Source organism: Neorhizobium sp. R1-B (assembly GCF_004368875.1).
GTDB lineage: Bacteria > Pseudomonadota > Alphaproteobacteria > Rhizobiales > Rhizobiaceae > Neorhizobium > Neorhizobium huautlense.
Window position 1 is genome coordinate 1 of the sequence record NZ_SOEM01000035.1, and the last position, 22659, is coordinate 22659.

Below are 22659 nucleotides of genomic sequence, written 5' to 3' on the forward strand. Positions count from 1 at the left end.
CATAATCTTTTCAGTGGATATGAATTTGTCCCACGGTGCCGCAAGAGATTGAAAATTCTCAGTTGTTTGTCACCTCTTCTGGGCACCATTCCATTCAGAACGTATTGATTACGTTCATCTTTCTGATATTTCTGAGTAATTCGCTCACCCACTGCTACACACGGGTGATACACAGTGCATATCAGATGGCTTCCCCAATGCGGCGTCCCGGTACCTCCTTCATTCAATTCAGAAAGCGTATTCCGCAGGATGTCTTGAGCAAAGCTCGAGGCGCATCTCTCGCCATTCCTGTGGGGGACGAGGTCTTCCAAACCGTCGTTGGTACAAAGGCTATGGAGATTACGGTCTCGCTGCGCACACGCGACCAACGTGAAGCCAAAGAGCGCCAAGCTCAGGTAAGCCTCTATCTCGATGGCATGTGGCAATCTCTTCGGGACGGGCCGAAGCAGCTTTCTCACAAGCAAATTCAAGCCCTGGCAGGTGAGGTCTACAAACAGCTTGTGGCATCGTTCGAGGACGACCCGGGTAGTCCCAGGGCGTGGCGGGAGGTCGTTCAGCTACAGGCCAACGCCATGGCAGGTGGTGACGCTGCGAGAGAGCGCTGGTTCGGTCCGACCGTTGATCAAACACTGGCCAGTCACGGTTTGGTTGTCTCAGCGGATAACCAAGACACATCGGGACGACAAAGGTCATCGCATATCGCAGCCAGCCTGAGAAAACACAGGAAAGTCCAATCGGAAAACCTGTCCGCGCACAGGTCTCATAAGTTCCACATCGCAACAAAGATAAAAATGCTGCCCGTTCGAGACGAGGTGCTTGCGCCGGGGTGTTTCTGGGCAAAAACCACGCCGAGATCGCCCTGTTGGACGGGAAAAGCATCACCGAAATCGAACTTTGCCTGAACATGCATTAGCCGGCCGTGACCCAAAACGCGAACGACTGAGGTGCCCCCCATCACGGTCGTTCCGCTGTCTCTTCCAGTCCTCCGGAAGCGGACACAGCGGCGTCAGCACCTTGACAAGGTTGCGTCACAGCAGACCCAACAGCCCGGACTGGTCCAAGGGGGGCGCAGGGCGAGCGCGTCCAGATCAACCCCGATGTCGCAACGTACGGCAGGGCGCCGTCTTAGCCCGCCAGTGTCGCCAAGACGACGACGATCGCGAGAACTGTCTCCAGCACGCAGCAGAACTCGGCCATCGATCGTACGACGACCTTGTTATTGACGTGGTGGTAGACATCCCAGCCGGCATGTGCGACCAGCCCCGCCGCTACCAGCAGCGCTCCCACAAAAGGACTGATGAAGAGGGCGACGGTGGCCAAACCGCCGAAGACGATCATTGCGATGGCTTGCAGCGGCAATTCGCGATTCGGGCGTCTCAGAGCGCGGACGACGCCATAGACCGCAACTATGGCGGCGACGATCAACATCGCCGATGCCGCATCGAACGGTATGAGGCCGAGCCTTGCGAGGGTGATCACGACCACCGACAGCAGGAATACCGGCCAGGAAACCCATGGAATCTCCAAGGCAGCCGCTGCCAGGTATACGAGGCCGGAGGCCACCACGATCGCAGCCAGGTCGGTGCCGCGCTCCGAACCATTGAGCAGATCGATCGACACGAACGCCGCGAATGCCATGCCGATAGCCGCCGGCCACCATTGTATCGACCGCCAGCCCGACGTGCGGGATTCGGACGCCGACTTTGACGCTTCAGTCATCAGTGCTCCTCCTTGCGGTGGCGTGGTCCTTGCCGCCCGCCCGTGTAAACACTAGCAGGCGCAGAGAGTTGGCAGGAATGACAAAAATATGGTAATTTCTGCCAGTGCTGCATCATATAGTCATCGCTGTTTATCAGGACTTCGAATTGCTAGATGCGACCGGCCCGGCGTCCGTTTTCGCATCCGCCAATCACGCTCTCTCAGAGGACGGAATGCCTGCATACTATGCCGTGCATTTGGCCTCGCCGAATGGTGGTGCGGTGCAGAGCAGCAGCGGTGTCGTCGTCGAAACCAAAGTATTGACGCAGGGGCCACGGGCCGTAGATACAATCCTGGTCGCCGGAGCGGAGGCCGGCGCGGTTACCGCAGCAGCCCAGACGCCGGCATTAAGGCGGTGGTTGTCGCAGAGCGCCTCTTCCGTTAGGCGTATCGGGTCGGTTTGCGCCGGCACTTTTGTGCTCGCAGCGGCGGGACTTGTGAACGGCAAGCGTGTTGCCACACATTGGAGCGCCTGCGAACTGCTTGCGCGACTCTACCCCTCCCTTACGGTCGACGCCGATGCGCTTTATGTCATCGACGGCAACGTCTGGACATCGGCCGGAGTGACCACCGGTATTGACATGGCCCTTGCCATGATCAGCGAGGATCTCGGCAGCGCGATTGCAAGCCGGGTCGCCAAGCGCCTCGTCCTCTACGCACGTCGTCCTGGCTACCAGTCTCAGTTCAGCCCGCTGCTGCGTGCCCAGGCGAAGGCCGATGGTCCCTTTGACGATCTTCTGGTGTGGGCACAGGCCAATCTCGATGCCGCGCTGGATGTGCCGAGGCTTGCGGCCAAGGTTGGCCTCTCGGAGAGGACGTTTCACAGACGGTTTGTCGCCGCGATAGGCGAGACGCCGGCACAATATATCGAGACCGTACGGCTGGATGCGGCGCGTATCTTGCTCGCCCAAAAACTTCCGTTGAAGGAAATCGCAAGACGGGTGGGGCTTGTGCCGGTCGCACGCTTCACGCGGGTCTTCCAAAGACGCTTCGGCGTGACGCCGCGACTTTTCCGCGAGACCCATACGAGCAAGTGAACCATGTTAGACGCAAAGCTCAGCTTAACTCATCCTGCAAGAAATTTCCGTCAGTGGGCCTAAGAGTACAGCAGCGGCCAGTTCGCTTCCGGCCCCCATCCGGACATTCCAAATGTGCCGGGTGCTTGATCTTGCGCGTTTTTCTACGGGTTCGCATTCGAAGAAATGGCAAGTCGACAGTTCGTATCCCTTCAAGACGATGTGATGCTGATTTCAGCAATCAACTTCGCTTCTAGGACATGATCGGCGCCAAAATTCACCATTGTGAGTAGGTCGCACCGGGGCGCTTCCGAGGTGGTGCCACCTGGGGCCCCAAAATTTCATCTCATGGGTAATGAGACTCCGGTCACGCAGACACCTCCGCCTTAAACGATAGAACTTGCGGTGAAACGGGCTGCATAAACAGCTGCTCGTGGTGATCGCAAAACATCACCAGACGTGCTATGAATATGTGATGAATTGAGATCAATGAAGGGTGGGGCATGGCTGAACCAAAACGCTCAGGTGGTCGCAGATCTTTATCTGCGGGGGTCGAAGACGCACTCAGGGCCCAGATCGAGGCAGGCTACTACGCGACCGGAGACAAGCTGCCTACCGAACCTGCGTTAACAGAAAAGTTCGGGGTAAGCCGGACTGTTGTCCGGGAGGCCATCGCTGCTCTAAGAGCCGACAATCTTGTCGAATCACGGCAGGGCTCGGGCGTATTTGTTGTAGGCCAGCGGCAGTCCGATACAGGTCTTCGTCTGTTTACAGGGGAGACCGACAAGATCTCTGATATCATCGAGGAGTTGGAGCTGCGCATCGGGATAGAGGTAGAGGCGGCAGGCCTTGCGGCAATGCGAAGCTCACCGGCTCAGGAGGCTGAAATCCAAACTCAAGTAGAGCGGTTTTCAAGTCTCGTTGCAGATGGGAAGCCGACGGATGAGGCCGACTTCCAGTTTCACATGGCGATTGCAGCGGCGACAAATAACGCCCGTTTCAGAACGTTCCTTGAGCATGTGGGCAGACGCATGATTCCACGTGTGAAGTTCCGGACCGTCATGGGCGGCGTTGACCCTCTGCCCAATAGGGATGCCCCGATACTCGAAGAGCATCGAGGCATCGCAGAGGCTATCCTCGCGCGAGATCCCGACCGGGCACGAGAGGCGATGCGACTGCATCTGGTGACAGGCATTAAGCGTTATCGCTCATTGACGTCATGGGGAAGCTCCCAAAAAAAGATGAGTTAGATTGACTCATCTCAAAAGTCGTCATATGACTTTTCCCATCGCAAAGCTCGCAGCGTGGGAGAAAGTTCGTTGTCCCCTGAAGAAATCAAATCGCGTGTAGGTTCTGGGCTTCTGTCCTTCCCAGTCACGCACTTCACCCCAGACTACAAGCTTAATCTTGATAGCTATCGACGTCACGTCGAATGGCTGTCCGGCTACGAGGCGGCCGCTCTTTTTGCTGCTGGCGGAACAGGCGAGTTCTTTTCCCTTTCGCCAACCGAAGTTGGTGAGGTGACGAGGGCCGCTAAGGACGTGTCCGGCAACGTGCCGATCATCGCGGGATGTGGGTATGGAGCGTCTCTTGCATTTGAGACCGCAGCGGTTGCAGAGAAGGCTGGTGCAGATGGGATCCTTCTGCTGCCGCATTATCTAACGGAGGCGCCGCAGGACGGGATTTACGCTCACGTTAAAGCCGTCTGCGATTCAACAGACCTCGGAGTAATCCTTTACAATCGTGCAAATTCCGTAGCCAACGCAGATACGGTCGCGCGCTTGGCGGATGCTTGCCCTAATCTGATTGGCTTTAAGGATGGCACCGGTAGGGTGGATCTCGTGCGGCATGTGACTGCCAAGCTGGGCGACCGGCTCACCTACATCGGTGGTATGCCGACACACGAACTTTTCGCCGAGGGTTTCAACGGCGTCGGCGTCACCACCTATTCCTCAGCCGTATTTAACTTCGTGCCCGAACTGGCCCAGCGGTTTTATCGCGCGATGCGTGCCGGCGATCGTCCGGCGATGGAAGATATTCTTCACACATTCTTCTTTCCCTTTGCGGCGCTTCGCGACCGAAAGGCAGGCTATCCGGTCTCCATTATCAAGGCGGGGGTCGATCTGGTTGGCTATACGCCAGGTCCGGTTCGTCCGCCGCTCGTCGATCTGACGGGTGAGGAACGGGAAATGCTGCAAGACCTGATCAACGGAGTTCGGATCTGACGAGAAGATGCGACGGGTGTCACAAGGACGGCACCCGTCCATGACCACGATTAAAATTTCATTGGTTCACTTTTGGGAGGAGTGCAGATGACTATCAATTCTTTTCGTATCATCGCTAGCGCCATGGTGGTGGCGGGTTTCGCCAGCCATGCCACGGCGCAAAACATGTCTGAAATCAATATCGTATTGCCGGAACAGCCGGCGAACCTTGAGCCCTGTGGTACTATTATCACCAATGTCGGCCAGATTCTGAGCCGCAACGTCGTCGAACCGCTGACGGTTATCGATCCCAAGAGCGGCCAGGCAACACCTGGCCTTGCCACTGAGTGGACGCAGACAGATCCGAACACCTGGCAGTTGAAACTGCGTGACGGCGTGAAGTTTCAAGATGGTGCGGCATTCAACGCCGAGGCGGTCAAATTCTCGATCGAGCGCATGACCGGTGGCAAGGTGAACTGCAGCAATATTGCCAAGTTCGGCGCCGCGAAACTCACCGTTGAGGCTGTCGATGACCTGACCGTCGAGATCAAGTCGGATACGCCGCAGCCGATCTTGCCGACACTGCTCAGCGTGGTCATGGTGGTGTCTCCGAACACGCCGGCAGATAAAGCGGTCAACGATCCGGTCGGCACGGGCCCGTTCAAGCTTGCGAACTTCACGCCGCAGACGGTCGTCTTGGAAGGGTTTGACGGCTACTGGGGCAAGAAGCCCGATATCACAAAAGCCACCTATGTCTGGCGCCCAGAATCATCAATCCGCGCCGCCATGGTCGAAACCGGAGAGGCCGACCTGACGCCGTCCATTGCGATCCAAGACGCAACCAATCCTGAAACCGATTTTGCTTATCTCAACTCGGAAACGACAGCACTGCGCATCGATGCTGGGTTTGCACCACTGGACGACGTTCGTATTCGCAAGGCGCTCAATCTTGCGATCGACTGGGAAGGACTTGCGCAGCTCTTTGGCGACGATACCAAGCGCGCATCGCAAATGGTTGTCGTCGGTATAAACGGCCATGACGATAAACTTGCACCATGGACGTTTGATGCCGAGCAGGCGCGCGCGCTGATTGCCGAGGCGAAGGCAGCCGGCGTTCCGGTCGAGACTGAGATCGAACTGATCGGTCGCAACGGCATCTATCCGAACGGGACGGAAGCCATGGAGGCCATGATGGCCATGTGGCAGGATGTCGGCTTGAATGTGAAGCTGACGATGCTGGATGTGAACGACTGGCTCCGTTATCTGCAGAAGCCCTTTCCTGAGGGTCGTGGCCCGAACCTGCTGCAGATGATGCACGACAACAACAAGGGCGACGCAGCTTTCACCATCCCGATCTTCTACACCTCGGAAGGCAGCTATTCGACGATCAGCGACCCCGCGCTGGATAAGGAAATCGCCGAGGCCATGGCTGCTACCGGAGAGGATCGCACCAACGGTTTCAAAGCGATCTTCAACAAGGTGCATGACGAGCTGGCTCTGGACATTCCGATGTTCCACATGATCGGCTACACCCGTGTTGGGACGCGGTTGGACTGGAAGCCGGATATCACCACCAATAGCGAGATTCCACTCGCAAACATCGGCCTCAAGAGCTGAGCGCTATAGATTTGGCGAGCGCTGAAGAGGTCTTCTGCGCTCGCCTGAACCCCAAGTGAAACCAGAGGTTCCGAATGATGCTCGGCTACATCGGACGGCGGGCGTATCACAGCATAATATCGCTGGTCGGTCTGCTGACACTCGTCTTCTTCCTAACTCGTCTGACAGGTGACCCCTCAGCCCTCTATCTGCCGCTCGATTCCAGCCTCGAGGCGAGAGAAGCGTTTGCGAGGTTAAATGGGTTGGACCAGCCTATTTATGTTCAATTTCTGCAATACCTGCAGAACCTGCTGTCATTGGATTTTGGTCAATCGCTACGTCAGAACCGGTCCGCCATTGATGTGGCGCTCGAAGCGTTTCCGGCCACGTTGAAGCTCGCTTTTGTCGCAATGGCATTGGCAACGACACTTGCGATCACCGTCGGCGCTTTGGCCGCCGCGCGGCCCCGCAGCATATTTGACCGTGTCGCCGGGCTTGTGTCGCTCGCCGGCGCCAGCACGCCTGACTTCTGGATCGCGATCGTCGGTATTCTCGTCCTCGCGGTTGGGCTTGGAGTTCTGCCAACCTCTGGCACTGGAACCGGTTGGCACTGGATTATGCCAATCGCAGTGCTGATGCTGCGTCCCTTCGGCCTTCTGGTGCAGGTGGTCCGCGGAACGATGATCTCAGCGCTTGCCTCGCCCTACATCAAGACTGCCCATGCGAAGGGCATGAAGCGCCACAAGATAATCTTCGGTCACGCCCTGAGAAATTCGCTACTTCCGGTGATCACAGTCGCGGGCGATCTGGCGACGGGATTGATCAATGGTGCCGTTGTTGTTGAAACGATTTTCGGGTGGCCGGGCATCGGCAAGCTGATGATCGATTCGATCATCCAGAGAGATTTCGCGGTCGTCCAATCGACAATACTCGTCACCGCCATCGCCATCTTCATCGTCAACATCGCGATCGATTTGCTGTATGTCATGCTCGATCCGCGCATTCGGTATTGAGGGAGGCGACAATGGCCGACATCACTTTACCATCCGTGAGGTCACCCGGAAATCTGCGGCAACTGGCGATCTACCTGGCGCGCGACAAGCTGGCGCTTTGCGCGGCGCTTTTTCTCATCGTGCTGCTTGTCTGCGTTCTTTTTGGGCCGCTATTAGTCGGTGACCTTGCTGGAAAGCTTGGGCTGAGGCAGCGCAACCTGGCACCCTTTTCACTGGAGCAAGGTTTCCTTTACGTCCTAGGCGCCGATACGCTTGGGCGCCCAATACTGGCCCGGCTGATTGTTGGCGCACAAAACACGCTCGGCATTGCCGCAGCAGCCGTCTTCTTCTCCATGGCGACAGGCGGTATGCTCGGCTTGATCGCCGGGTACTCCGAGCGCTGGTACAGCCATCTCATCCTGCGCCTTGCCGACGTGATCATGAGTTTTCCGTCGCTACTTCTGGCGCTGATAGTGCTTTACACGCTCGGTCCCAGCATCATTAACCTTGTGATCGTTCTGGCGATCACCCGCATGCCGATCTTCATCAGAACCGCACGCGCTGAAGTTTTGGAATTGCGCGAGCGTATGTTCGTCAGCGCGGCCCGCTCAATGGGGGCTAGTTCCGGCCGCATCCTGTTCCGGCACATCGCACCACTCGTGCTGCCAACGCTTGGAACGATCGCAGCGATCGATTTCGCAACCGTGATCCTGGCTGAATCCTCGCTCAGCTTCCTTGGCCTTGGCATTCAACCGCCGGATTTCACGTGGGGTGCAATGGTGGCCAACGGACGTGGTTATCTCGCCTCGGCTTGGTGGATCGCTTTTTGGCCAGGCTTGGCAATTTTGCTGACGACGCTTTCCCTGAATATTCTCGCCAGTTGGGCGCGGACCGTTGCGGATCCGCTTCAGCGCTGGCGCCTGCAATCGCTACGAAAGGCCTCTCGATGACCGCGTCGGACAAAGCCATCCTCACGATCGAGAACCTGACCGTTGACTTCCTCTCGGAGGGGGATCCGGCTCGTGCGGTCGACAACGTATCCTTTAACGTCTGCCCCGGCGAGACTCTGGTAATCCTCGGCGAAAGCGGATCGGGTAAGAGTGTGAGCACCGGAACTGTAATGGGACTCATCGATTGCCCGCCGGGTGATATTGTTTCTGGTGCGCTGCTGTTCGATGGCATCGACCTGACGGAACTCGATGAAGAAAGCCGGCGTGCGTTGAACGGGCGCCGTATCGCGATGATCTTCCAGGACCCGCTGGCTTACCTTAATCCTGTTTATACCGTCGGGCGACAGATCGCAGAGGTGTTCGAAGCCCATAGTGATAGCGATGTCGGCGACGTACGCGAGAGAGTCGCCAAGCTGCTCGAACGTGTCGGCATACCTGACGCGGGAAGGCGGATAGATTATTATCCGCATCAATTCTCCGGCGGACAGCGCCAGCGAGTCATGATAGCCATGGCGATCGCGCTGAAACCGGACATTCTCATCGCCGATGAGCCCACCACGGCGCTTGATGTCAGTGTACAATCTCAGATCCTGGAGCTGCTCGGCGACCTGCAGCGCGAAACCGGCATGGCACTCATCATGATCACGCACGACCTTGAGGTCGCCGCTGCCATGGCCGACCGCATCATTGTCATGAACGGTGGCAAGGTGGTTGAGAGCGGGAAGGCGCAGGATGTCTTCACCAACCCTGTCCATGCCTATACCCGCCGACTGATGACAGCTCTGCCTCACCGCAGTCCGACGACTGAGCCAACTCCGTCCGCGGAGGTCCAGGGCGAAATTTTGCTGAAGGTTGAGAACTTGAGCAAGCACTACGTTCTCGGCGCCGGTTCTTTCTCGCCGAAGCGGGAATTCAGGGCCGTGGACGATGTCAGCTTCACTGTCCATCGCGGCGAAACGGTCGGTATCGTTGGCGAGTCCGGCTCAGGCAAGTCGAGTATTGCCCGCATGCTGCTCAGGCTGGACGAGCCGACATCAGGCAGAGCGCTGTTTGCAGGCGAAGATATCTTTGCGTTAGAGGGCAGGGCGCTGAACGGCTTCCGCCGACGCGTGCAAATGGTGTTTCAGGATCCCTTCGGATCGATGAACCCGCGGATGAACGTGCGCTCGATCATTTCGGAGCCTTGGGCAATTCATCGCGACATTCTGCCTAAAGCACAGTGGAACGACAGGGTCGTGGAACTTCTGGAGCTCGTTGGCTTAAAGGGCGAACACGCCGACCGCCATCCCCACCAGTTTTCCGGCGGTCAGCGGCAACGCATCGCGATTGCACGCGCGCTCGCCAGCGAACCGGAACTGATCGTGTGCGATGAGGCCGTATCAGCGCTCGACGTATCGATCCAGATGCAGGTCATCGGTCTTTTAGCCGATCTGCGAAGTCGGCTGGGACTGTCTTACGTTTTCATCACGCATGACTTGCCGATCGTACGGGAGTTTGCTGACCGGATAATGGTGATGCAGCAAGGCAAGGTCGTAGAAGACAGCAACACGGAAATGCTCTTCAACAGCCCCAGCCACCCCTACACGATGTCGCTTCTAAACTCGGTGCCAAGGCCGAAATGGGCACGATAGATGGCCGTTCGAATGGGGTCGGCGGTAGCGGGCGTCGCACATATGCGGTCAGCGTCGAACGGCCCGCTCACGGCGATGAACGAGCTGCCGAGGAAAGGAAACCCCTGTAACCATCCATCAGAACCTGATTGCCGGCGAATGGGTCGGTACGGAAGGCGTTGAGAACCTCAACCCGTCCAACACCCATGATGTGGTCGGCGTTTATGCCCGTGCCCAGCGCCGAGAATGCCAAGTCCGCCATCGCGGCCGCAAAGGCCGCTTTCCCGGCATCGTCCCCCTTTGGGCATTCTAGAGCGCCATTCGATCCTGAAGAAGACCGCCGACGAGATCCTTGCCCGCAAGGAGGAGCTCGGAAAACTGCTCGCGCGGGAAGAGAGCAAGACGCTGCCGAAGCGATCGGCGAAACCATCCACGCTGCGCAGATCTTTGATTTCTTTGCCGGTGAGGTCCTGCCGGGAAGCGGCTGGATCGCCACCGCCCGCGATCTAGCCTTCATCGACCGCCTCTGGCGTCAGTGGTCGCCCGGCTTCTCGCTCGATCCTGCTCTCAAGGCGGAGCTACACGAGCACCTGCGGCGAGCATGCCCGCGCCTTAAGTACTATCGGGCGATGCTGCGGTACGTCGGACTTCCTGCAAATCATTCTTGAGCGCATGGACGCGGCTGACCAGAATGCCGCCACCTTGCGTCGGGCACTGGTTACCGGAGGTCCCTTCCTCCCGAACCTTAGGGAGGTATGCGGTCCGGGGCATCGAAGCACGTCAGTGTTACGGCACGGCGGAGCTCGGCCTGACCGCTTACGAAACCGCTGGCGCTTCAGATGGCATGGTCACGGACGAACATGTGCTTGTGGAGATCGTCGGTCCAGGCACAGGTGATCCGGTGGCGCCGGGCGAGGTGGGTGAGGTGCTTGTCACGACTTTCAACCCGACATCCGTTGATCCGTTTTGCAACCGGCGACCTTTCGGCGGAAATGCCCGGACCGTCTCCTTGTGGGCGTACCTCACTGCGCTTGAGAGGCTGGATGGGGCGTGCCGACCAGACGACGAAGATCCGCGGGATGTTCATTCATCCGTCGCAGGTAGCCCGTATCATCAAATCGCATGATAAAATTGGCAGGGCACGGCTAGTGGTTACGGAAGACGAAGGGCATGACCAGCGGACACTGCATGTTGAATATTCGGGCGAGGCCAATGGTCTTGCGAACATTCTGGCGAACGCCATCCGAGCCGAATGCAGGATTCGCGGCGCAGTCGTCATCGAACGGCCGATGAACTTCCCAACGACGGCAAGGTCATTGACGACCGTCGCTCTCTGGGCGTGTGATGACATTTTCACTGCCTTAGCTGAAGGATCCGTTGCACACGCCCCCCATGCATTGGCACACAGGTAAATTTGCGCTTGCAGGCGGGCGAGCGCAGTGAATGGCGTCCTGCATTTTGGGGCCAGTGCGAGGATTGAGGATTGACGGGATCCCCGATGCATCGATAGTGGCTGCTCGCGCCTAATCACCGTTCCAAAATTGTCCATGAGGGCGTTGCCCATGCCCGACGGGACAATGTGCTGTTAGAGGGTTGGCGCTCGGCCGAGATCGAGAGCTTGCGCCAATGCACGCGCTAGGGTCAGATGTCGCCGACAGCTCGCCACAGGGCGTCGAAGGTTCTGGCTTTTGCTTTTTTCAGATGTGCCTTAAGCTTTGCGAATGCCATTTCGATGGGGTTGAGGTCGGGGCTGTATGGGGGCAGGAAGAGAAACCATGCACCCTTGTTTCTGAGGCATTGCGCCGCCTTTGCGCTCTTGTGAACGGCGAGATTGTTGAGGATGACGATGTCGCCCTTTTGCAGGGTCGGTGCAAGCTGGTCTCTACATAAATATCGAAGGCTGCTCGGTTCATGGCTTTGTCGATGATCTAGGGAGCGGTCAGCCCGTCGCATCGCAGTGCTGCGATGAAGGTCAGCGTGCCCCAATGACCGAAAGGAGCATGCACTTTAAGACGTTCTCCCTTGCGGCTTCGTCCACGCAGACGTGTCATCTTTGTGGTGACCGAGGTTTCGTCGATAAAGACCAGGCGGCCGGGCTGATTGCGCATGCGGGGCTGGCGGGACTGCCGCCATCTGTGCCGGGCTTTGGCGACGTCAGCGCGTTCGCATTGCGACGCCAGCAGCGCTTTTTTATACCACACCGGCATAGAAACCGGGAAAGTACTGCCGGGTCGGCCTTCATCGTGTGTTCTTCAAGAAGCCGCACCGCCAGTTCAGGCATGGTGATGTCGGACTGCCTTTCTACCGTGCCGACCAGGAAGTCTTCGAACGCGGCAAGCCGTCCGCCACGGGGACGACCCTGCCGACCGGGGGACAGCGTACCGTGTTCGGCAACACGCTGCAGCAGCTTCACCGCGAAGCTGTCGCTGACACCAAAACGACGGGCCGCTGCCCGACGGGTATAACCCGCCTCGACATAGGCGACGACACGCGAAGGAAGATCCGATGAATATGACTTGGCCATGGAGCACCTCCTGGCCAAGTGAATCACGATCACATCCTATGGGGGATCCAAAGATTCAATGTTCAAATCCCACGCTCTAAACCCGGCCCCGTTCGTCGCTGCGGTGCACTCCGTGCTGTCAATGGGACTACCGTTATACGCGACGATCAAGAGGCGAGGAATCCGTAGGTGCCGGCTCGAAGCGAACCTATTTTCTGGCGATGGCCGCGCAATAGGACGTTCCCCATAAGGCTCGGCATCAAGATCACATCCAGGTCGGTGGCTAGGCTGAAAGCCTTGGTACGAGACGCCCGTGCAACGAAACTGTTTCTGCCGCGCGTCTTCCAGTGATCATTGCCACTATCATGTCGACCATCTCACTCATGGGTTGTTCATAAGAGGTCAGATCATAAGCGGGAGCAGCGGCAGGCTCGATATTGTCGAAACCGACAATCGCCAGATCTTCAGGAACGCGAAGGCTAAACTCGCTTCGGGCCACATCCATTGCACCAAGCGCCAGAATGTCGTTTTCGCACATCAGCACATCGACTCGCGACGAGGACGGCGTATTATTTAGATAAGCGCGGGCCGCCTCGCCGCCGGCCTCCGCGCTATAACGCGACGCAGACAGTTCAACGATCCCTTCGACGCCCTTCTGCTTCCAGAGGTTCACATAGTGATGCCGCCGACCGAGCGCGGTCGAAAGAGTCTTTACGCCGGTCATAAAGCCCGGGCGGCGATATCCTTTCTCCGCCAAGTAATCAACCACTTCACAAATGGCTCGCTCCGTATTGCAGCCGATGGCGGGAACACCGGCGATCTGACTGTCTCGCGCCAGAACGAACATGGCCGGCAGGCCAGGGCCGAGCCGCCGATCGCTCAATGTTTCTTCGCGAAAGGCTGTGCCAAACAATATTACGGCATCGAACTGCCGCTGGTCGGCGTTAATTAGAGCGTGAATGTGATCGAAGTGCCGATTGATATTGATCAAGACAGTCAACAGACCTTCTGCCTGCAGACGCTCCGTTAGCATCTCTAGCACCGGGAGCTTGTGAGGATTGGCAAAGTCGTCGACGAAGACGGCGACTTGATGCGTGGTGTTCGTCGCGAGGCTGCGGGCCAGCAGATTGGGGGAGTAATTCAGATCTTCGGCGGCGCGCAGCACTTTTTGACGGCTGGCGTCCGTAATGGAAGCGCCTGGCGTAAACGCGCGGATGACCGTCCACTTTGACACGCCGGCAGCTTCCGCCACCTCTTTAGCCGTTGCTCGTTTGCGCATGATCGCCTCCTCCTCCTATGGAATTAATATTTCACAAAAAAATAAAATGGAATGGATACTTGATTCCTCGCGACAATAAAGTAAATTTCGCGGTGGTGCTACCGGGTGCAAGTGGAGTTGCTACCGGTAGCATTAGGAGGTCCGCATTGTGCGGACTATTTCGGGAGGGAAATATGAAATTTGGTGTGAAATCGCTGTTGGCCGGCGTCGCATTTGCCGCGGCAGTCGTCGGCGCTTCTACAGTTGCCAATGCTGCTGACGTGCGCATCGTGGCGGTCACCCACGGACAGGCCAATGATCCTTTCTGGTCGGTCGTAAAGAACGGCGTCAGCTCTGCGGCTAAAGACCTGGGCGCCGAGGTCGATTACCGCGCGCCGGAAACTTTCGATATGGTGTCGATGAGCCAGCTAATCGATGCCGCCATCAATCAGAAGCCAGATGGCCTCATTGTCTCCATCCCCGATGCTTCCGCGCTCGGGCCGTCTATCAAGAAAGCCGCCGCGGCCGGTATTCCGGTGATTTCTATTAACTCCGGCTCCGACGTTTCAAAAGAGTTGGGAGCGCTTTTGCACGTCGGACAGGACGAATACACGGCTGGCAAGGCTGCTGGCGCCAAGCTGCAGGAGCTCGGCGGCAAGGAAGGCCTGTGCGTGAACCAGGAAGTCGGAAATGTTTCGCTGGATCTCCGCTGCAAGGGCTTTGCAGATGGTTTCGGCGGCAAGGTTACGGTGCTGCCGGTCAGCAACGATCCGGCCGATGTGCGAGCGAAAGTCAAGGCGGCGCTCAGTTCCAACTCCGCCGTCGACACGGTTATGGGGCTTGGTGCCAGCACAGCGGGCGAGCCGGCTTTGGCAGCCGTCGAGGATGTCGGTATGACGGGCAAGGTCAGGGTGGCAACCTTCGATCTTTCTGCCGACTTCCTGAAGGCAGTAGCTGACGGCAAGGCGGCGTTCGCGATCGATCAGCAGCAGTTCCTCCAGGGCTATTTGCCGGTCGTATTCCTGGCCAATTATGCCAAGTACGGGCTCATCCCCGGTGGCAACGTCCCGTCAGGCCCCAATCTGATCACCAAGGATAAGGCCGCCCAAGTGGTCGATCTTTCCGCCAAGGGCATCCGCTAACGAGATTGCCGAAAGGCATCCTCCCCAGATCTCCTCCTCCATGGGGGAGGAGGTTTGGGCTGACAGGGGCGCTGCAGTTTAGCGCCATCGCTATCCAATTCCTGTGGGAGGAACTATGGCTTTGCTCGAGCAGAAAACGACGGCCGCCCAGAAAGTCGATGAGCGCATCAAACCGGTTAGCCTTCTGACGCAATTGATGCGCAGACCCGAGCTTGGGGCCGTGGCAGGTCTTATTCTGGTCTTGGTCTTCTTCTTTCTCACGGCAGATCCGACGATGTTCTCGCTTGCCGGTCTGATGACCATCATGGCGCCGGCGTCGCAATTGGGAATTCTCGCAATCGCGGCGGCACTGCTGATGATCGGAGGCGAATTCGATCTCTCGATCGGCTCAATGGTTGCCTTTGCAGGGCTGGTCTTCGGCGTCCTCCTGACGAACTTCGGGCAGCCGCTCGCCGTCGCCATCGTCCTAACGATGCTTTTTGCCGCGTTTATGGGTGCGATCAACGGCCAGATCGTCATCCATACGCGCCTTCCATCCTTCATCGTCACCTTGGCCTTCCTCTTCATTCTCCGGGGTCTGACGCTCGTCGGTCTGAAGTGGGCAACCGGCGGCTCCACCCAGCTTCGTGGCATCGGCGAGCACGTCAAAGACAGCGCTCTGCTCGCCATCTTCTCCGGCGATGCGCTGAAGGATGCCTTTGTCTGGCTTGCGGATCAGGATCTAATCGACAAGTTTCCGAACGGCATGCCGAAGGTCTCGGGGATCCCGGTGTCTGTGCTATGGTTCGCAGCGCTTGCCTTGCTTGCAACCTGGGTCCTCTTGCGTACCCGCATGGGCAACTGGATCTTTGCCGCCGGCGGCGATCCCAATGCGGCGAGAAATTCCGGGGTTCCGGTTCACCGCGTCAAAACCGGCCTGTTCGCATTGACGGCATGCGCGGCCGCTCTCGTCGCCATCATCACCGTCCTCGATGCCGGCTCAACGGATGCGCGGCGCGGTTTCCAGAAGGAATTCGAGGCGATCATCGCCGCCGTTATCGGCGGGTGTCTCCTGACGGGCGGCTATGGCTCTGCTATTGGCGCCTTCTTCGGCGCGATCATCTTCGGTTCGGTGTCCATCGGCCTCACCTACACGAAGTTCGACTCCGATTGGTTTCAGGTATTCCTCGGCTCGATGCTGCTCCTGGCCGTTCTCTTCAACAATTTCATCCGCCGCAAAGTTACGGGGGAACGCTGATCATGGCTAATACGAAGGGCCCCATTATCCAGGTAACGGACATTGTCAAACACTATGGGTCGGTGATTGCGCTGAACGGTGTGTCGATGCATGTGTCAGCAGGCGAGGTGCTTTGCCTGCTCGGCGATAATGGCGCGGGCAAGTCCACGCTGATCAAGACGCTGTCAGGCGTCGTGCGCCCGAGCAGCGGCCAGTTTCTGGTGGAAGGCGAGCCTGTCAATTTTACGAGCCCGCGTGCTGCATTGGATGCAGGGATCGCCACTGTCTATCAGGATCTCGCGATGATCCCGCTGATGTCGATTACTCGTAATTTCTTCATGGGCCGGGAGCCACTCAAGGGTTTTATCCCATTTCGCCACGTCGACTTCAAACACTGCAATGAGGTCACGCGCGAAGAAATGCACAAGATCGGCATCGATGTTCGTGATCCTAACCAGGCAGTGGGCACGCTTTCGGGCGGCGAGCGTCAGTGCGTTGCGATCGCCCGGGCCGTTTATTTCGGCGCAAAGGTTCTCATTCTCGACGAGCCAACCTCGGCGCTCGGCGTGGCGCAGACTTCGATGGTCCTGAAATACATCCACCAGGTTCGCCAGAAAGGGCTAGGTGTCATCTTCATCACCCACAACGTCCGCCACGCCTATGCGGTCGCCGACCGTTTTACCATCCTCAATCGCGGCCAGACGCTCGGCACTTATGCCAAGTCGGATATCACCATGGATGAGCTGCAGAACCTCATGGCCGGCGGCAAGGAACTGCAGCAACTTTCCGAGGGGCTCGGCGGAACGATTTAGCCGTCTGATGCATCATGAGCGGTCCTCAGTCACCGTCTTGAGGCGGCCGCCCTTCCTTTACGCAAAAACGATGGAATGCGACCATGAACGATCGGACACGAAATGCTGCAACCTCTTTCCCGCTTGCCGCCTGCGCGGAGATGCTTTGGCGCGACAAGCCGATTGAATGGCGTGCTTCGCGCCTGAACGAAATGGGTTTTGGCGTTGGTCTTTGGAATTGGCCGGAGCACGATCTCAACAGGTTGGAAGCGACCGGCGCGACCTTCACGATCATGAACGGCTATCTCACTGGCCGCCTGACCGATGACGAGGGTGCCGCCGAGCTTCTCAGGACGGCGCGTGAGACCGCGCAGGTTGGCAAACGGCTCGGCGTCCAGCGGCTCAACCTCCATGGTACGGGCTTGGGAGATGGGGGGCTGCCCGCTCAGCCGATCGAAGTCGTCACGGGTGCGATGTGGTTGAAGGCGCGCGACACCCTCTGCCGCGTTGCCGACATGGCGGAAGAGGAGGGCGTCACATTCACGCTCGAGAACCTCAACCTGCCGGTCGATCATCCGGGCGTTCCCTTCGGACGGGCAGAAGACACGCTGGCGCTGGTCTCAAGCGTCAATCATCCGAGGCTCCGTCTCAATCTTGACCTCTACCACGCCCAGATTGGCGAGGGAAACCTTATAGAGCTTTGCCAGAAATGCCTACTGTGGATCGGCGAAATCCAGGTGGCCGATGTACCCGGCCGCTACGAGCCAGGTACGGGCGAGGTCAATTGGAACGGCATCGCCAAGGCGTTGGACGCCATGGGCTATTCCGGCCCGGTGGGCATGGAGGCCTGGGCCTCCGGCGACGAAGAGACGGCGCTTGATCGCTTTCGCGAAGCCTTCACCGTCTGAACGGCCTGGCAATCAACACTTATACTTAATGGAGAAAAATCGATGATCAGGTTTGGAGTGATCGGCGCCGGCCGCATAGGCAAAGTTCATGCAGCGACTATTGCGGCCAACCCGAAGGCAAAGCTTGCCTATGTGGCGGATGCCTTCAAGGACTCGGCAGATGCGTTGGCCGCGCAGACGGGCGCCGAGGTCCTCGGCGCGGAGGACGTCATCAGCTCAGCGAATGTCGATGCGGTCCTAATCGCGACGCCGACGCCGAGCCACGCCGATCTGATCGAGGCAGCCTCCAGAGCCGGCAAGGCGATCCTTTGCGAGAAGCCGGTCTCCCTGTCGGTCGAGCGCATCAATGCCTGCCTCGATGTGGTCGAGAGGAACAATTCGACACTGATGATCGGCTTCAATCGCCGGTTCGACCCGAATTTTGCGAATGTCGAAGCGCGCCTGCGCCGCGGCGATATCGGTGAGATCGAGATCGTGACGATCACCAGCAGGGATCCCGCGCCGCCGCCGCCCGAATATGTGAAGTCTTCAGGCGGCCTCTTCCGGGACATGATGATCCATGATTTCGACATGGCCCGCTTCCTGATGGGCGAGGAGTTCGTCGTCGTAAACGCGCTCGGATCGTCTCTCGTCGACAAGGCGATCGGAGCCGAGGGCGACGTGGATACCGCCGCGGTGCAGATGCAGACGGCCTCCGGGCGCATTGCGGTCATTACCAATTCGCGTCGCGCGACATACGGCTACGACCAGCGCATCGAAGTCCATGGCGCCACAGGCATGCTGGCGGCAAAAAACATTCAGGCAACGAGCGTGGAGCTGTCCAACGCGAGCGGCATCAGTGGCGATCCGGTCCAGTATTTCTTCCTTGAACGATACGCGCAGGCCTACGCCCATGAGATCAATGCCTTCATTGAAGCGATCGACAGGGGCGATCGGTCACCCAGACCGAGCGGTCTTGATGGTCTGCAGGCCCAGAAATTGGCGGAAGCGGCGACTTTGAGCTGGCAAACCCGTAGGCCTGTGACGGTCGATTGAACATCGCGAGGATGGAGTCCGGTTCGCGTGCAATTCGGACGGACCCATTGCCGCACCTATTCCCTGCAATGCGATGCCCGCGCCTGGGCTGCCGGATATACACTCGTCGGATCATGGAGCTTTCGATGCCAGACATATTTCCGATAGGAGATCGACAATCGCTAACCCTTGAAGATTGTAAGCATCTTATTACTAAGGGGAGGTGTTCAAAGGGAAGGAATTCGCCGACAGCTGCCCTTAACTTGGTAAAGAATCTCGCTGTTGCGTTTCGCGAGGGCGAAAGTTCGATCCAAAAGAGGGACTATGTCTTCTTGACCTGGCTACCTAAACAAGCGCCTGCGAGGCGCGGGCGGATTGAGCCGCCATGACTTCTATTACGAATGTCGGTGACGGGGAGGGCAGAGGACGGAAGCTGCGGCTCGATACCCATCAAGACCTCGACGGGAACTCACGATCTACTCGTGGTGATCAGGTGCAAGGCAGAATTGCCCCTTGTAACCGCTGCCGCTGACAGCTTGCGATCGAATGTCGCCAGCTGGCCACCACGCGCCTTGGCTAGCGCAAGCAAGTAGGTATCAGTTACCTGTCCCGGTGTTAGAATCTTTGTGGGAGCGATATCACCTGATCCAACAAGGCTCACATCGTCCGGCCAAAAACTGTGGCCGGGGAGAGAGCGCAACTTGCGGACGATCTCCGTCACGAGTGCCGGTGAACCAGGAGAGTTAGGATATTTGGGGTTGCCGACAATCCGGATGACACCATTTTCGGTAATCGGGCAGGTAGCCCACGCGACCTGACCCATCGCAGTGAACCACTCGTGCGCATCATCATGAGCTACATGGCCCGGATCAATTAAGGCAATCAGAACATTGACGTCGAGCAGGAAAGTCACGGCAGTTCGTCACGCAAGGCGTTCACGATGTCGAGCGTCACTGGCGGCGCATCTGGCCGAACTGACAGGAGAGGAATGCCATTGCGTTGACCGCTGCGGGGCGGTCGGCGCAGAGAACGTCTCGCCAGCTCAGAAATGACCTCGCCGACGCTCCGGTGCTGCTGGGTTGCCATCGCTTTTGCGGCGATCAGGACATCGTCGTCGATGGTCAAGGTCGTTCTCATATCTGCCTCATCGCGCATCAATCATCACACATCATATAAAGCAGGCGGTCGGCCTTCTCAAGGTGAACAGGACACACCATTGCGCCAAATTGTTCACCGGGAAAACCTGGTAGCCGGGAATATTGCCGCGACGGCTGGAAACCAGCCGACATCTCCGTAAATGCCGCTGGTTTCGTCTCCGCCGCATCTAAAACTTCGTCACGCCCGGATGTTGCCGACAAGCCCAGCCTGCGCGTTTTGGACCTTGTCCAGCCGCCCCCCCGGAAACAGCTGAAGTAACAAGTTCTGGCGGAGACTTATCCTCTCATACACCGGTTTTCCGGCAGCGGTAGTCTGGAGGCATACGCGTTCAATGCCGGTAGATTGGATCGCCTCGTAAAGTGCATTCCGCGTGACAGCCTCTCCGAAACCACGCCGCTGGCGATTAGGGTTGGTCGCCACCAAGACCCGAAACAGGTGACCATCCACCTCGCACGCGCCTGCACAGGCGACGGGGCGAGATCCCTCATATGCGACATAGGCGAATATCTCGTCACGCCACAGCTCGAACCCCGGAACCTCGTCATTGCATCCGCCTGCGACAAGCCGTGGGCCCGCGTTCAGATTCCTTTATCTTCCTTCAAATCCGAATTTCTTCTTCCCGAATAGAAGACGTCCAGATTGCTATCTAACCATAGGTTGATTCTTCCACATAACCGGATTGTTGCTTGCGAGCGGATCGCGACTGCTGGGTTGGCGAAACTAGCCTGCGCCGAAATAGGCAGGCCCGGCCAGATCCTCCAAAAGGCTTTCACCGTTCGGAGCCCACGCGAGGCTTGCACGCGTCTGGACGCTGGATGCTTGAATATCCATCGCAGCAAAATGGCTGAACCAGCCATAATGAGAAGCCGCTGTTTCGGGCTCGATCGATTGGACCGGGAGGTCCAATCCGGCGCCGATCGACGTGGCTATCTGCCGGAAGGGGACGCCTTCCTCGGCAACCGCGTGATATCGGGCATAAGGAGCTGCCTTCTCGACTGCCAGCCGGTACCGGAGACCCGTGGTTCGTGCACAGATTTGAGAATGTGATGTCAGCGCACCCCGGAGCCATCCGAGATTTTCGTCGCCAACAAGATCTGGTCGACCGGCGAATATCTCGGCGACGAGAGCCATGCGATGGCAAGTTTCGAGCAGTCGAGGCTGCGCGTCTGGCGCGACACGATCGACCTCATGCAATGCCACAGCATCGTCAACGCACCCCGTTGTCCTTCCCCTCATGCAGGCCTGGAAGAAGGAAGGTCGCATTCGCTACGTCGGCGTGACCCATCATGAATCCGGTGCGCAGGATCAGCTTGCCGACCTCGTCGAGCGCGGGAGTGTCGATTTCGTTCAGACGAACTACTTGATCTTCAACCGCGACGCCGAGCGCCGGCTGTTGCCGGCCGCAGCCGCCCGCGGCGTCGGCGTCTTCATCAACCTTCCGCTGGAAAAGGCGCGCCTGATGAAGGTGGTCGAAGGTCATCCGCTGCCGTCCTTCGCTCAGGAATTCGAAGCCGCGACCTGGGCGCAGTTCTTCCTGAAATGGGTCATGGCGCATCCAGCAGTCACGACAGTGCTGTGTGGCACGTCGAATCCGGAACACGCCGAGGACAATGTGCAAGCCATGTACGGGCCTTTGCCGGACGAGGCGATGCGCCGACGCATGGTTGCGCATATGGAGACGATCCCGGGTTTTGCGGATATAGAACGGATGCCCTGGTATCCCGGCAAGGATGGGCAGTATCAGGGAATGATCCGGGCCGCGCAAGCAACAGCGCGCTCTCGCATGAGCCAATGAGGCTCCAAATTTGACAGGCGCCGGCGGTGATGACGTAGAGGTCGTCGCGCCGGTAGTGGCGCGGCGAAGCCACGCTCCGACCAGTCAGACCTCGGATCGCGCTTATCCAGGTCTACCCGGCGAGCTCGTGCTGCCGCGATGACAAGCGGTCAAGGTAGAGGGGGTTGGGGTGCCTGCGTCTGATTCGGTAAACCGCTGCCGGAGGAAGATTGGCGAGCGTGCCGCCGATCCTTTCCGCCTCGAGCCCGAGATGATTCAGTAATCTCAGCGGAACCGGACAACGCGGGCCGTAGGTGAATTGATAGAAGGCGGCGTCCGGCTTCAACTTGTTAAATGCACCGGTCAGGATCGCAATCACCTTACGCGGCGGCATCGACAACACTGGTAGCCCGCTGACCACGGCGCCAGCGGGCCTTCCTTCGAAGAGTTCAACCGTACGCAGGCGAGCGGCATCCATCCAAAGCGTACGTGCTCCCGGGTAATGGAAATGGAGCGCGGCGGCGAACTCGGCCTCGAACTCGATCAGCGCGAGGTCTTCCTCTCGGACACCACGGGCGAGGAGGTTGCGTGTAAATGCACCCGTGCCGGGGCCGAGCTCGATCACCGGCCCGGTGTCGCGCGAGATTTCGGAGGTGATAAGGCTGGCCAGCGCCTGTCCCGAGGGCGCGACGGCGGCGACCCGCAAAGGATTCCTGAACCAAGCCCGGAAGAAGCCGAACGTCTCGGCCATACGCTGTTGTTTCATTGG

Annotated in this window: 23 protein-coding genes and 1 pseudogene; 16 read left to right on the forward strand and 8 right to left on the reverse strand. The window is 58.4% G+C overall.

Annotation, left to right across the window (positions count from 1 at the left end; all coding sequences use genetic code 11):
* Positions 1-35 precede the first annotated feature (35 nt).
* Positions 36-902: a DUF6538 domain-containing protein gene (locus EDE05_RS25365; protein ID WP_134103225.1), complete on the forward strand. Its 867-nt coding sequence runs from the start codon at positions 36-38 to the stop codon at positions 900-902.
* A gap of 223 nt (positions 903-1125) precedes the next feature.
* Here EDE05_RS25365 and EDE05_RS25370 read toward each other — a convergent pair whose 3' ends face one another.
* Positions 1126-1719, reverse strand: coding sequence for a hypothetical protein (locus tag EDE05_RS25370; protein WP_134103228.1), 594 nt, complete (start codon positions 1717-1719; stop codon positions 1126-1128).
* Positions 1720-1823: 104 nt separating this feature from the next.
* Between EDE05_RS25370 and EDE05_RS25375 the strand changes: the two genes are divergently transcribed.
* The 9 genes and pseudogenes from EDE05_RS25375 (at position 1824) to EDE05_RS25420 (ending at position 11538) form a co-directional block, all read left to right on the forward strand.
* Positions 1824-2795: a helix-turn-helix domain-containing protein gene (locus tag EDE05_RS25375; RefSeq protein WP_245519965.1), complete on the forward strand. Its 972-nt coding sequence runs from the start codon at positions 1824-1826 to the stop codon at positions 2793-2795.
* 482 nt (positions 2796-3277) lie between these two features.
* Positions 3278-4024, forward strand: a complete 747-nt coding sequence (locus EDE05_RS25380) for a FadR/GntR family transcriptional regulator (protein ID WP_105374816.1) — start codon at positions 3278-3280, stop codon at positions 4022-4024.
* A gap of 69 nt (positions 4025-4093) precedes the next feature.
* Positions 4094-4999 (forward strand): 5-dehydro-4-deoxyglucarate dehydratase, encoded by a 906-nt coding sequence (gene kdgD, locus EDE05_RS25385; protein ID WP_105374817.1) that lies wholly within the window; start codon positions 4094-4096, stop codon positions 4997-4999.
* Between the two features lie 87 nt (positions 5000-5086).
* Positions 5087-6595, forward strand: a complete 1509-nt coding sequence (locus tag EDE05_RS25390) for an ABC transporter substrate-binding protein (protein ID WP_105374818.1) — start codon at positions 5087-5089, stop codon at positions 6593-6595.
* 77 nt (positions 6596-6672) lie between these two features.
* A complete protein-coding gene (locus tag EDE05_RS25395) occupies positions 6673-7587 on the forward strand; it encodes an ABC transporter permease (RefSeq protein WP_208325238.1) in 915 nt (304 codons plus the stop codon).
* An 11-nt stretch (positions 7588-7598) separates the two neighbouring features.
* Positions 7599-8516, forward strand: coding sequence for an ABC transporter permease (locus EDE05_RS25400; RefSeq protein ID WP_105374820.1), 918 nt, complete (start codon positions 7599-7601; stop codon positions 8514-8516).
* On the forward strand, positions 8513-10147 hold the full coding sequence (locus tag EDE05_RS25405) for an ABC transporter ATP-binding protein (RefSeq protein ID WP_112803157.1): 1635 nt from the start codon (positions 8513-8515) through the stop codon (positions 10145-10147). Before EDE05_RS25400 ends, EDE05_RS25405 begins: the two co-directional genes overlap by 4 nt.
* Before the next feature lie 112 nt (positions 10148-10259).
* Positions 10260-10593 (forward strand): annotated as a pseudogene (locus EDE05_RS25410) (aldehyde dehydrogenase family protein); the annotation flags it as partial.
* A gap of 576 nt (positions 10594-11169) precedes the next feature.
* Positions 11170-11538, forward strand: coding sequence for a hypothetical protein (locus EDE05_RS25420; protein WP_112803159.1), 369 nt, complete (start codon positions 11170-11172; stop codon positions 11536-11538).
* Between the two features lie 229 nt (positions 11539-11767).
* Here the strand turns inward: EDE05_RS25420 and EDE05_RS27365 are convergent, their stop codons facing one another.
* The 3 genes from EDE05_RS27365 to EDE05_RS25430 form a co-directional block, all read right to left on the reverse strand.
* Positions 11768-12079, reverse strand: a complete 312-nt coding sequence (locus EDE05_RS27365; RefSeq protein ID WP_245423025.1) for a transposase — start codon at positions 12077-12079, stop codon at positions 11768-11770.
* 94 nt (positions 12080-12173) lie between these two features.
* Positions 12174-12650: a hypothetical protein gene (locus EDE05_RS27370; RefSeq protein WP_245423023.1), complete on the reverse strand. Its 477-nt coding sequence runs from the start codon at positions 12648-12650 to the stop codon at positions 12174-12176.
* A 262-nt stretch (positions 12651-12912) separates the two neighbouring features.
* Complete coding sequence (locus EDE05_RS25430) at positions 12913-13908, reverse strand: LacI family DNA-binding transcriptional regulator (RefSeq protein ID WP_112803161.1); 996 nt, start codon at positions 13906-13908, stop codon at positions 12913-12915.
* A gap of 173 nt (positions 13909-14081) precedes the next feature.
* On the opposite strand from EDE05_RS25430, the gene EDE05_RS25435 reads away from it, so the two are divergent.
* The 5 genes from EDE05_RS25435 to iolG all read left to right on the forward strand — a co-directional run bounded on the left by EDE05_RS25435 (position 14082) and on the right by iolG (position 18979).
* A complete protein-coding gene (locus tag EDE05_RS25435) occupies positions 14082-15029 on the forward strand; it encodes a sugar ABC transporter substrate-binding protein (protein ID WP_112803163.1) in 948 nt (315 codons plus the stop codon).
* Between the two features lie 115 nt (positions 15030-15144).
* The gene (locus EDE05_RS25440) at positions 15145-16266 is read left to right on the forward strand and encodes an ABC transporter permease (protein WP_112803165.1); all 1122 of its coding nucleotides are present in this window, start codon (positions 15145-15147) and stop codon (positions 16264-16266) included.
* Between the two features lie 2 nt (positions 16267-16268).
* Positions 16269-17057 carry an ATP-binding cassette domain-containing protein gene (locus tag EDE05_RS25445; RefSeq protein WP_105374826.1) on the forward strand — a complete coding sequence of 263 codons (789 nt, stop codon included), beginning with the start codon at positions 16269-16271 and terminating at the stop codon, positions 17055-17057.
* A gap of 83 nt (positions 17058-17140) precedes the next feature.
* Complete coding sequence (locus EDE05_RS25450) at positions 17141-17944, forward strand: TIM barrel protein (protein WP_105374827.1); 804 nt, start codon at positions 17141-17143, stop codon at positions 17942-17944.
* Between the two features lie 42 nt (positions 17945-17986).
* The gene (iolG, locus tag EDE05_RS25455; protein ID WP_105374828.1) at positions 17987-18979 is read left to right on the forward strand and encodes an inositol 2-dehydrogenase; all 993 of its coding nucleotides are present in this window, start codon (positions 17987-17989) and stop codon (positions 18977-18979) included.
* Positions 18980-19427: 448 nt separating this feature from the next.
* Here iolG and EDE05_RS25460 read toward each other — a convergent pair whose 3' ends face one another.
* From EDE05_RS25460 to EDE05_RS25480, 3 genes are all read right to left on the reverse strand, one after another.
* Entirely contained in the window at positions 19428-19871 is a 444-nt protein-coding gene (locus EDE05_RS25460) for a TA system VapC family ribonuclease toxin (protein WP_105374831.1), read from the reverse strand.
* Positions 19868-20095 (reverse strand): CopG family transcriptional regulator, encoded by a 228-nt coding sequence (locus EDE05_RS25465; RefSeq protein WP_105374840.1) that lies wholly within the window; start codon positions 20093-20095, stop codon positions 19868-19870. The genes EDE05_RS25460 and EDE05_RS25465 overlap by 4 nt, the downstream gene beginning before the upstream one ends.
* 741 nt (positions 20096-20836) lie before the next feature.
* Positions 20837-21316: a hypothetical protein gene (locus EDE05_RS25480; RefSeq protein WP_166675506.1), complete on the reverse strand. Its 480-nt coding sequence runs from the start codon at positions 21314-21316 to the stop codon at positions 20837-20839.
* 34 nt (positions 21317-21350) lie between these two features.
* On the opposite strand from EDE05_RS25480, the gene EDE05_RS25485 reads away from it, so the two are divergent.
* Positions 21351-21911: an aldo/keto reductase gene (locus EDE05_RS25485; protein WP_348631532.1), complete on the forward strand. Its 561-nt coding sequence runs from the start codon at positions 21351-21353 to the stop codon at positions 21909-21911.
* A gap of 112 nt (positions 21912-22023) precedes the next feature.
* On the opposite strand, the gene EDE05_RS25490 is transcribed toward EDE05_RS25485, so the two are convergent.
* Positions 22024-22641: a phospholipid methyltransferase gene (locus EDE05_RS25490; protein WP_105374832.1), complete on the reverse strand. Its 618-nt coding sequence runs from the start codon at positions 22639-22641 to the stop codon at positions 22024-22026.
* Positions 22642-22659 lie beyond the last annotated feature (18 nt).

Excerpts from the sequence above, each read along its gene's own strand:
- EDE05_RS25370 (WP_134103228.1), bottom strand. The coding sequence starts at position 1,719 with ATGACTGAAGCGTCAAAGTCGGCGTCCGAATCCCGCACGTCGGGCTGG.
- EDE05_RS25380 (WP_105374816.1), top strand. The coding sequence starts at position 3,278 with ATGGCTGAACCAAAACGCTCAGGTGGTCGCAGATCTTTATCTGCGGGG.
- EDE05_RS25390 (WP_105374818.1), top strand. The coding sequence starts at position 5,087 with ATGACTATCAATTCTTTTCGTATCATCGCTAGCGCCATGGTGGTGGCG.
- EDE05_RS25395 (WP_208325238.1), top strand. The coding sequence starts at position 6,673 with ATGCTCGGCTACATCGGACGGCGGGCGTATCACAGCATAATATCGCTG.
- EDE05_RS25400 (WP_105374820.1), top strand. The coding sequence starts at position 7,599 with ATGGCCGACATCACTTTACCATCCGTGAGGTCACCCGGAAATCTGCGG.
- EDE05_RS25405 (WP_112803157.1), top strand. The coding sequence starts at position 8,513 with ATGACCGCGTCGGACAAAGCCATCCTCACGATCGAGAACCTGACCGTT.
- EDE05_RS25420 (WP_112803159.1), top strand. The coding sequence starts at position 11,170 with ATGGGGCGTGCCGACCAGACGACGAAGATCCGCGGGATGTTCATTCAT.
- EDE05_RS27365 (WP_245423025.1), bottom strand. The coding sequence starts at position 12,079 with ATGCGACGGGCTGACCGCTCCCTAGATCATCGACAAAGCCATGAACCG.
- EDE05_RS27370 (WP_245423023.1), bottom strand. The coding sequence starts at position 12,650 with ATGGCCAAGTCATATTCATCGGATCTTCCTTCGCGTGTCGTCGCCTAT.
- EDE05_RS25430 (WP_112803161.1), bottom strand. The coding sequence starts at position 13,908 with ATGCGCAAACGAGCAACGGCTAAAGAGGTGGCGGAAGCTGCCGGCGTG.
- EDE05_RS25435 (WP_112803163.1), top strand. The coding sequence starts at position 14,082 with ATGAAATTTGGTGTGAAATCGCTGTTGGCCGGCGTCGCATTTGCCGCG.
- EDE05_RS25440 (WP_112803165.1), top strand. The coding sequence starts at position 15,145 with ATGGCTTTGCTCGAGCAGAAAACGACGGCCGCCCAGAAAGTCGATGAG.
- EDE05_RS25445 (WP_105374826.1), top strand. The coding sequence starts at position 16,269 with ATGGCTAATACGAAGGGCCCCATTATCCAGGTAACGGACATTGTCAAA.
- EDE05_RS25450 (WP_105374827.1), top strand. The coding sequence starts at position 17,141 with ATGAACGATCGGACACGAAATGCTGCAACCTCTTTCCCGCTTGCCGCC.
- iolG (WP_105374828.1), top strand. The coding sequence starts at position 17,987 with ATGATCAGGTTTGGAGTGATCGGCGCCGGCCGCATAGGCAAAGTTCAT.
- EDE05_RS25465 (WP_105374840.1), bottom strand. The coding sequence starts at position 20,095 with ATGAGAACGACCTTGACCATCGACGACGATGTCCTGATCGCCGCAAAA.
- EDE05_RS25485 (WP_348631532.1), top strand. The coding sequence starts at position 21,351 with ATGCAGGCCTGGAAGAAGGAAGGTCGCATTCGCTACGTCGGCGTGACC.
- EDE05_RS25490 (WP_105374832.1), bottom strand. The coding sequence starts at position 22,641 with ATGGCCGAGACGTTCGGCTTCTTCCGGGCTTGGTTCAGGAATCCTTTG.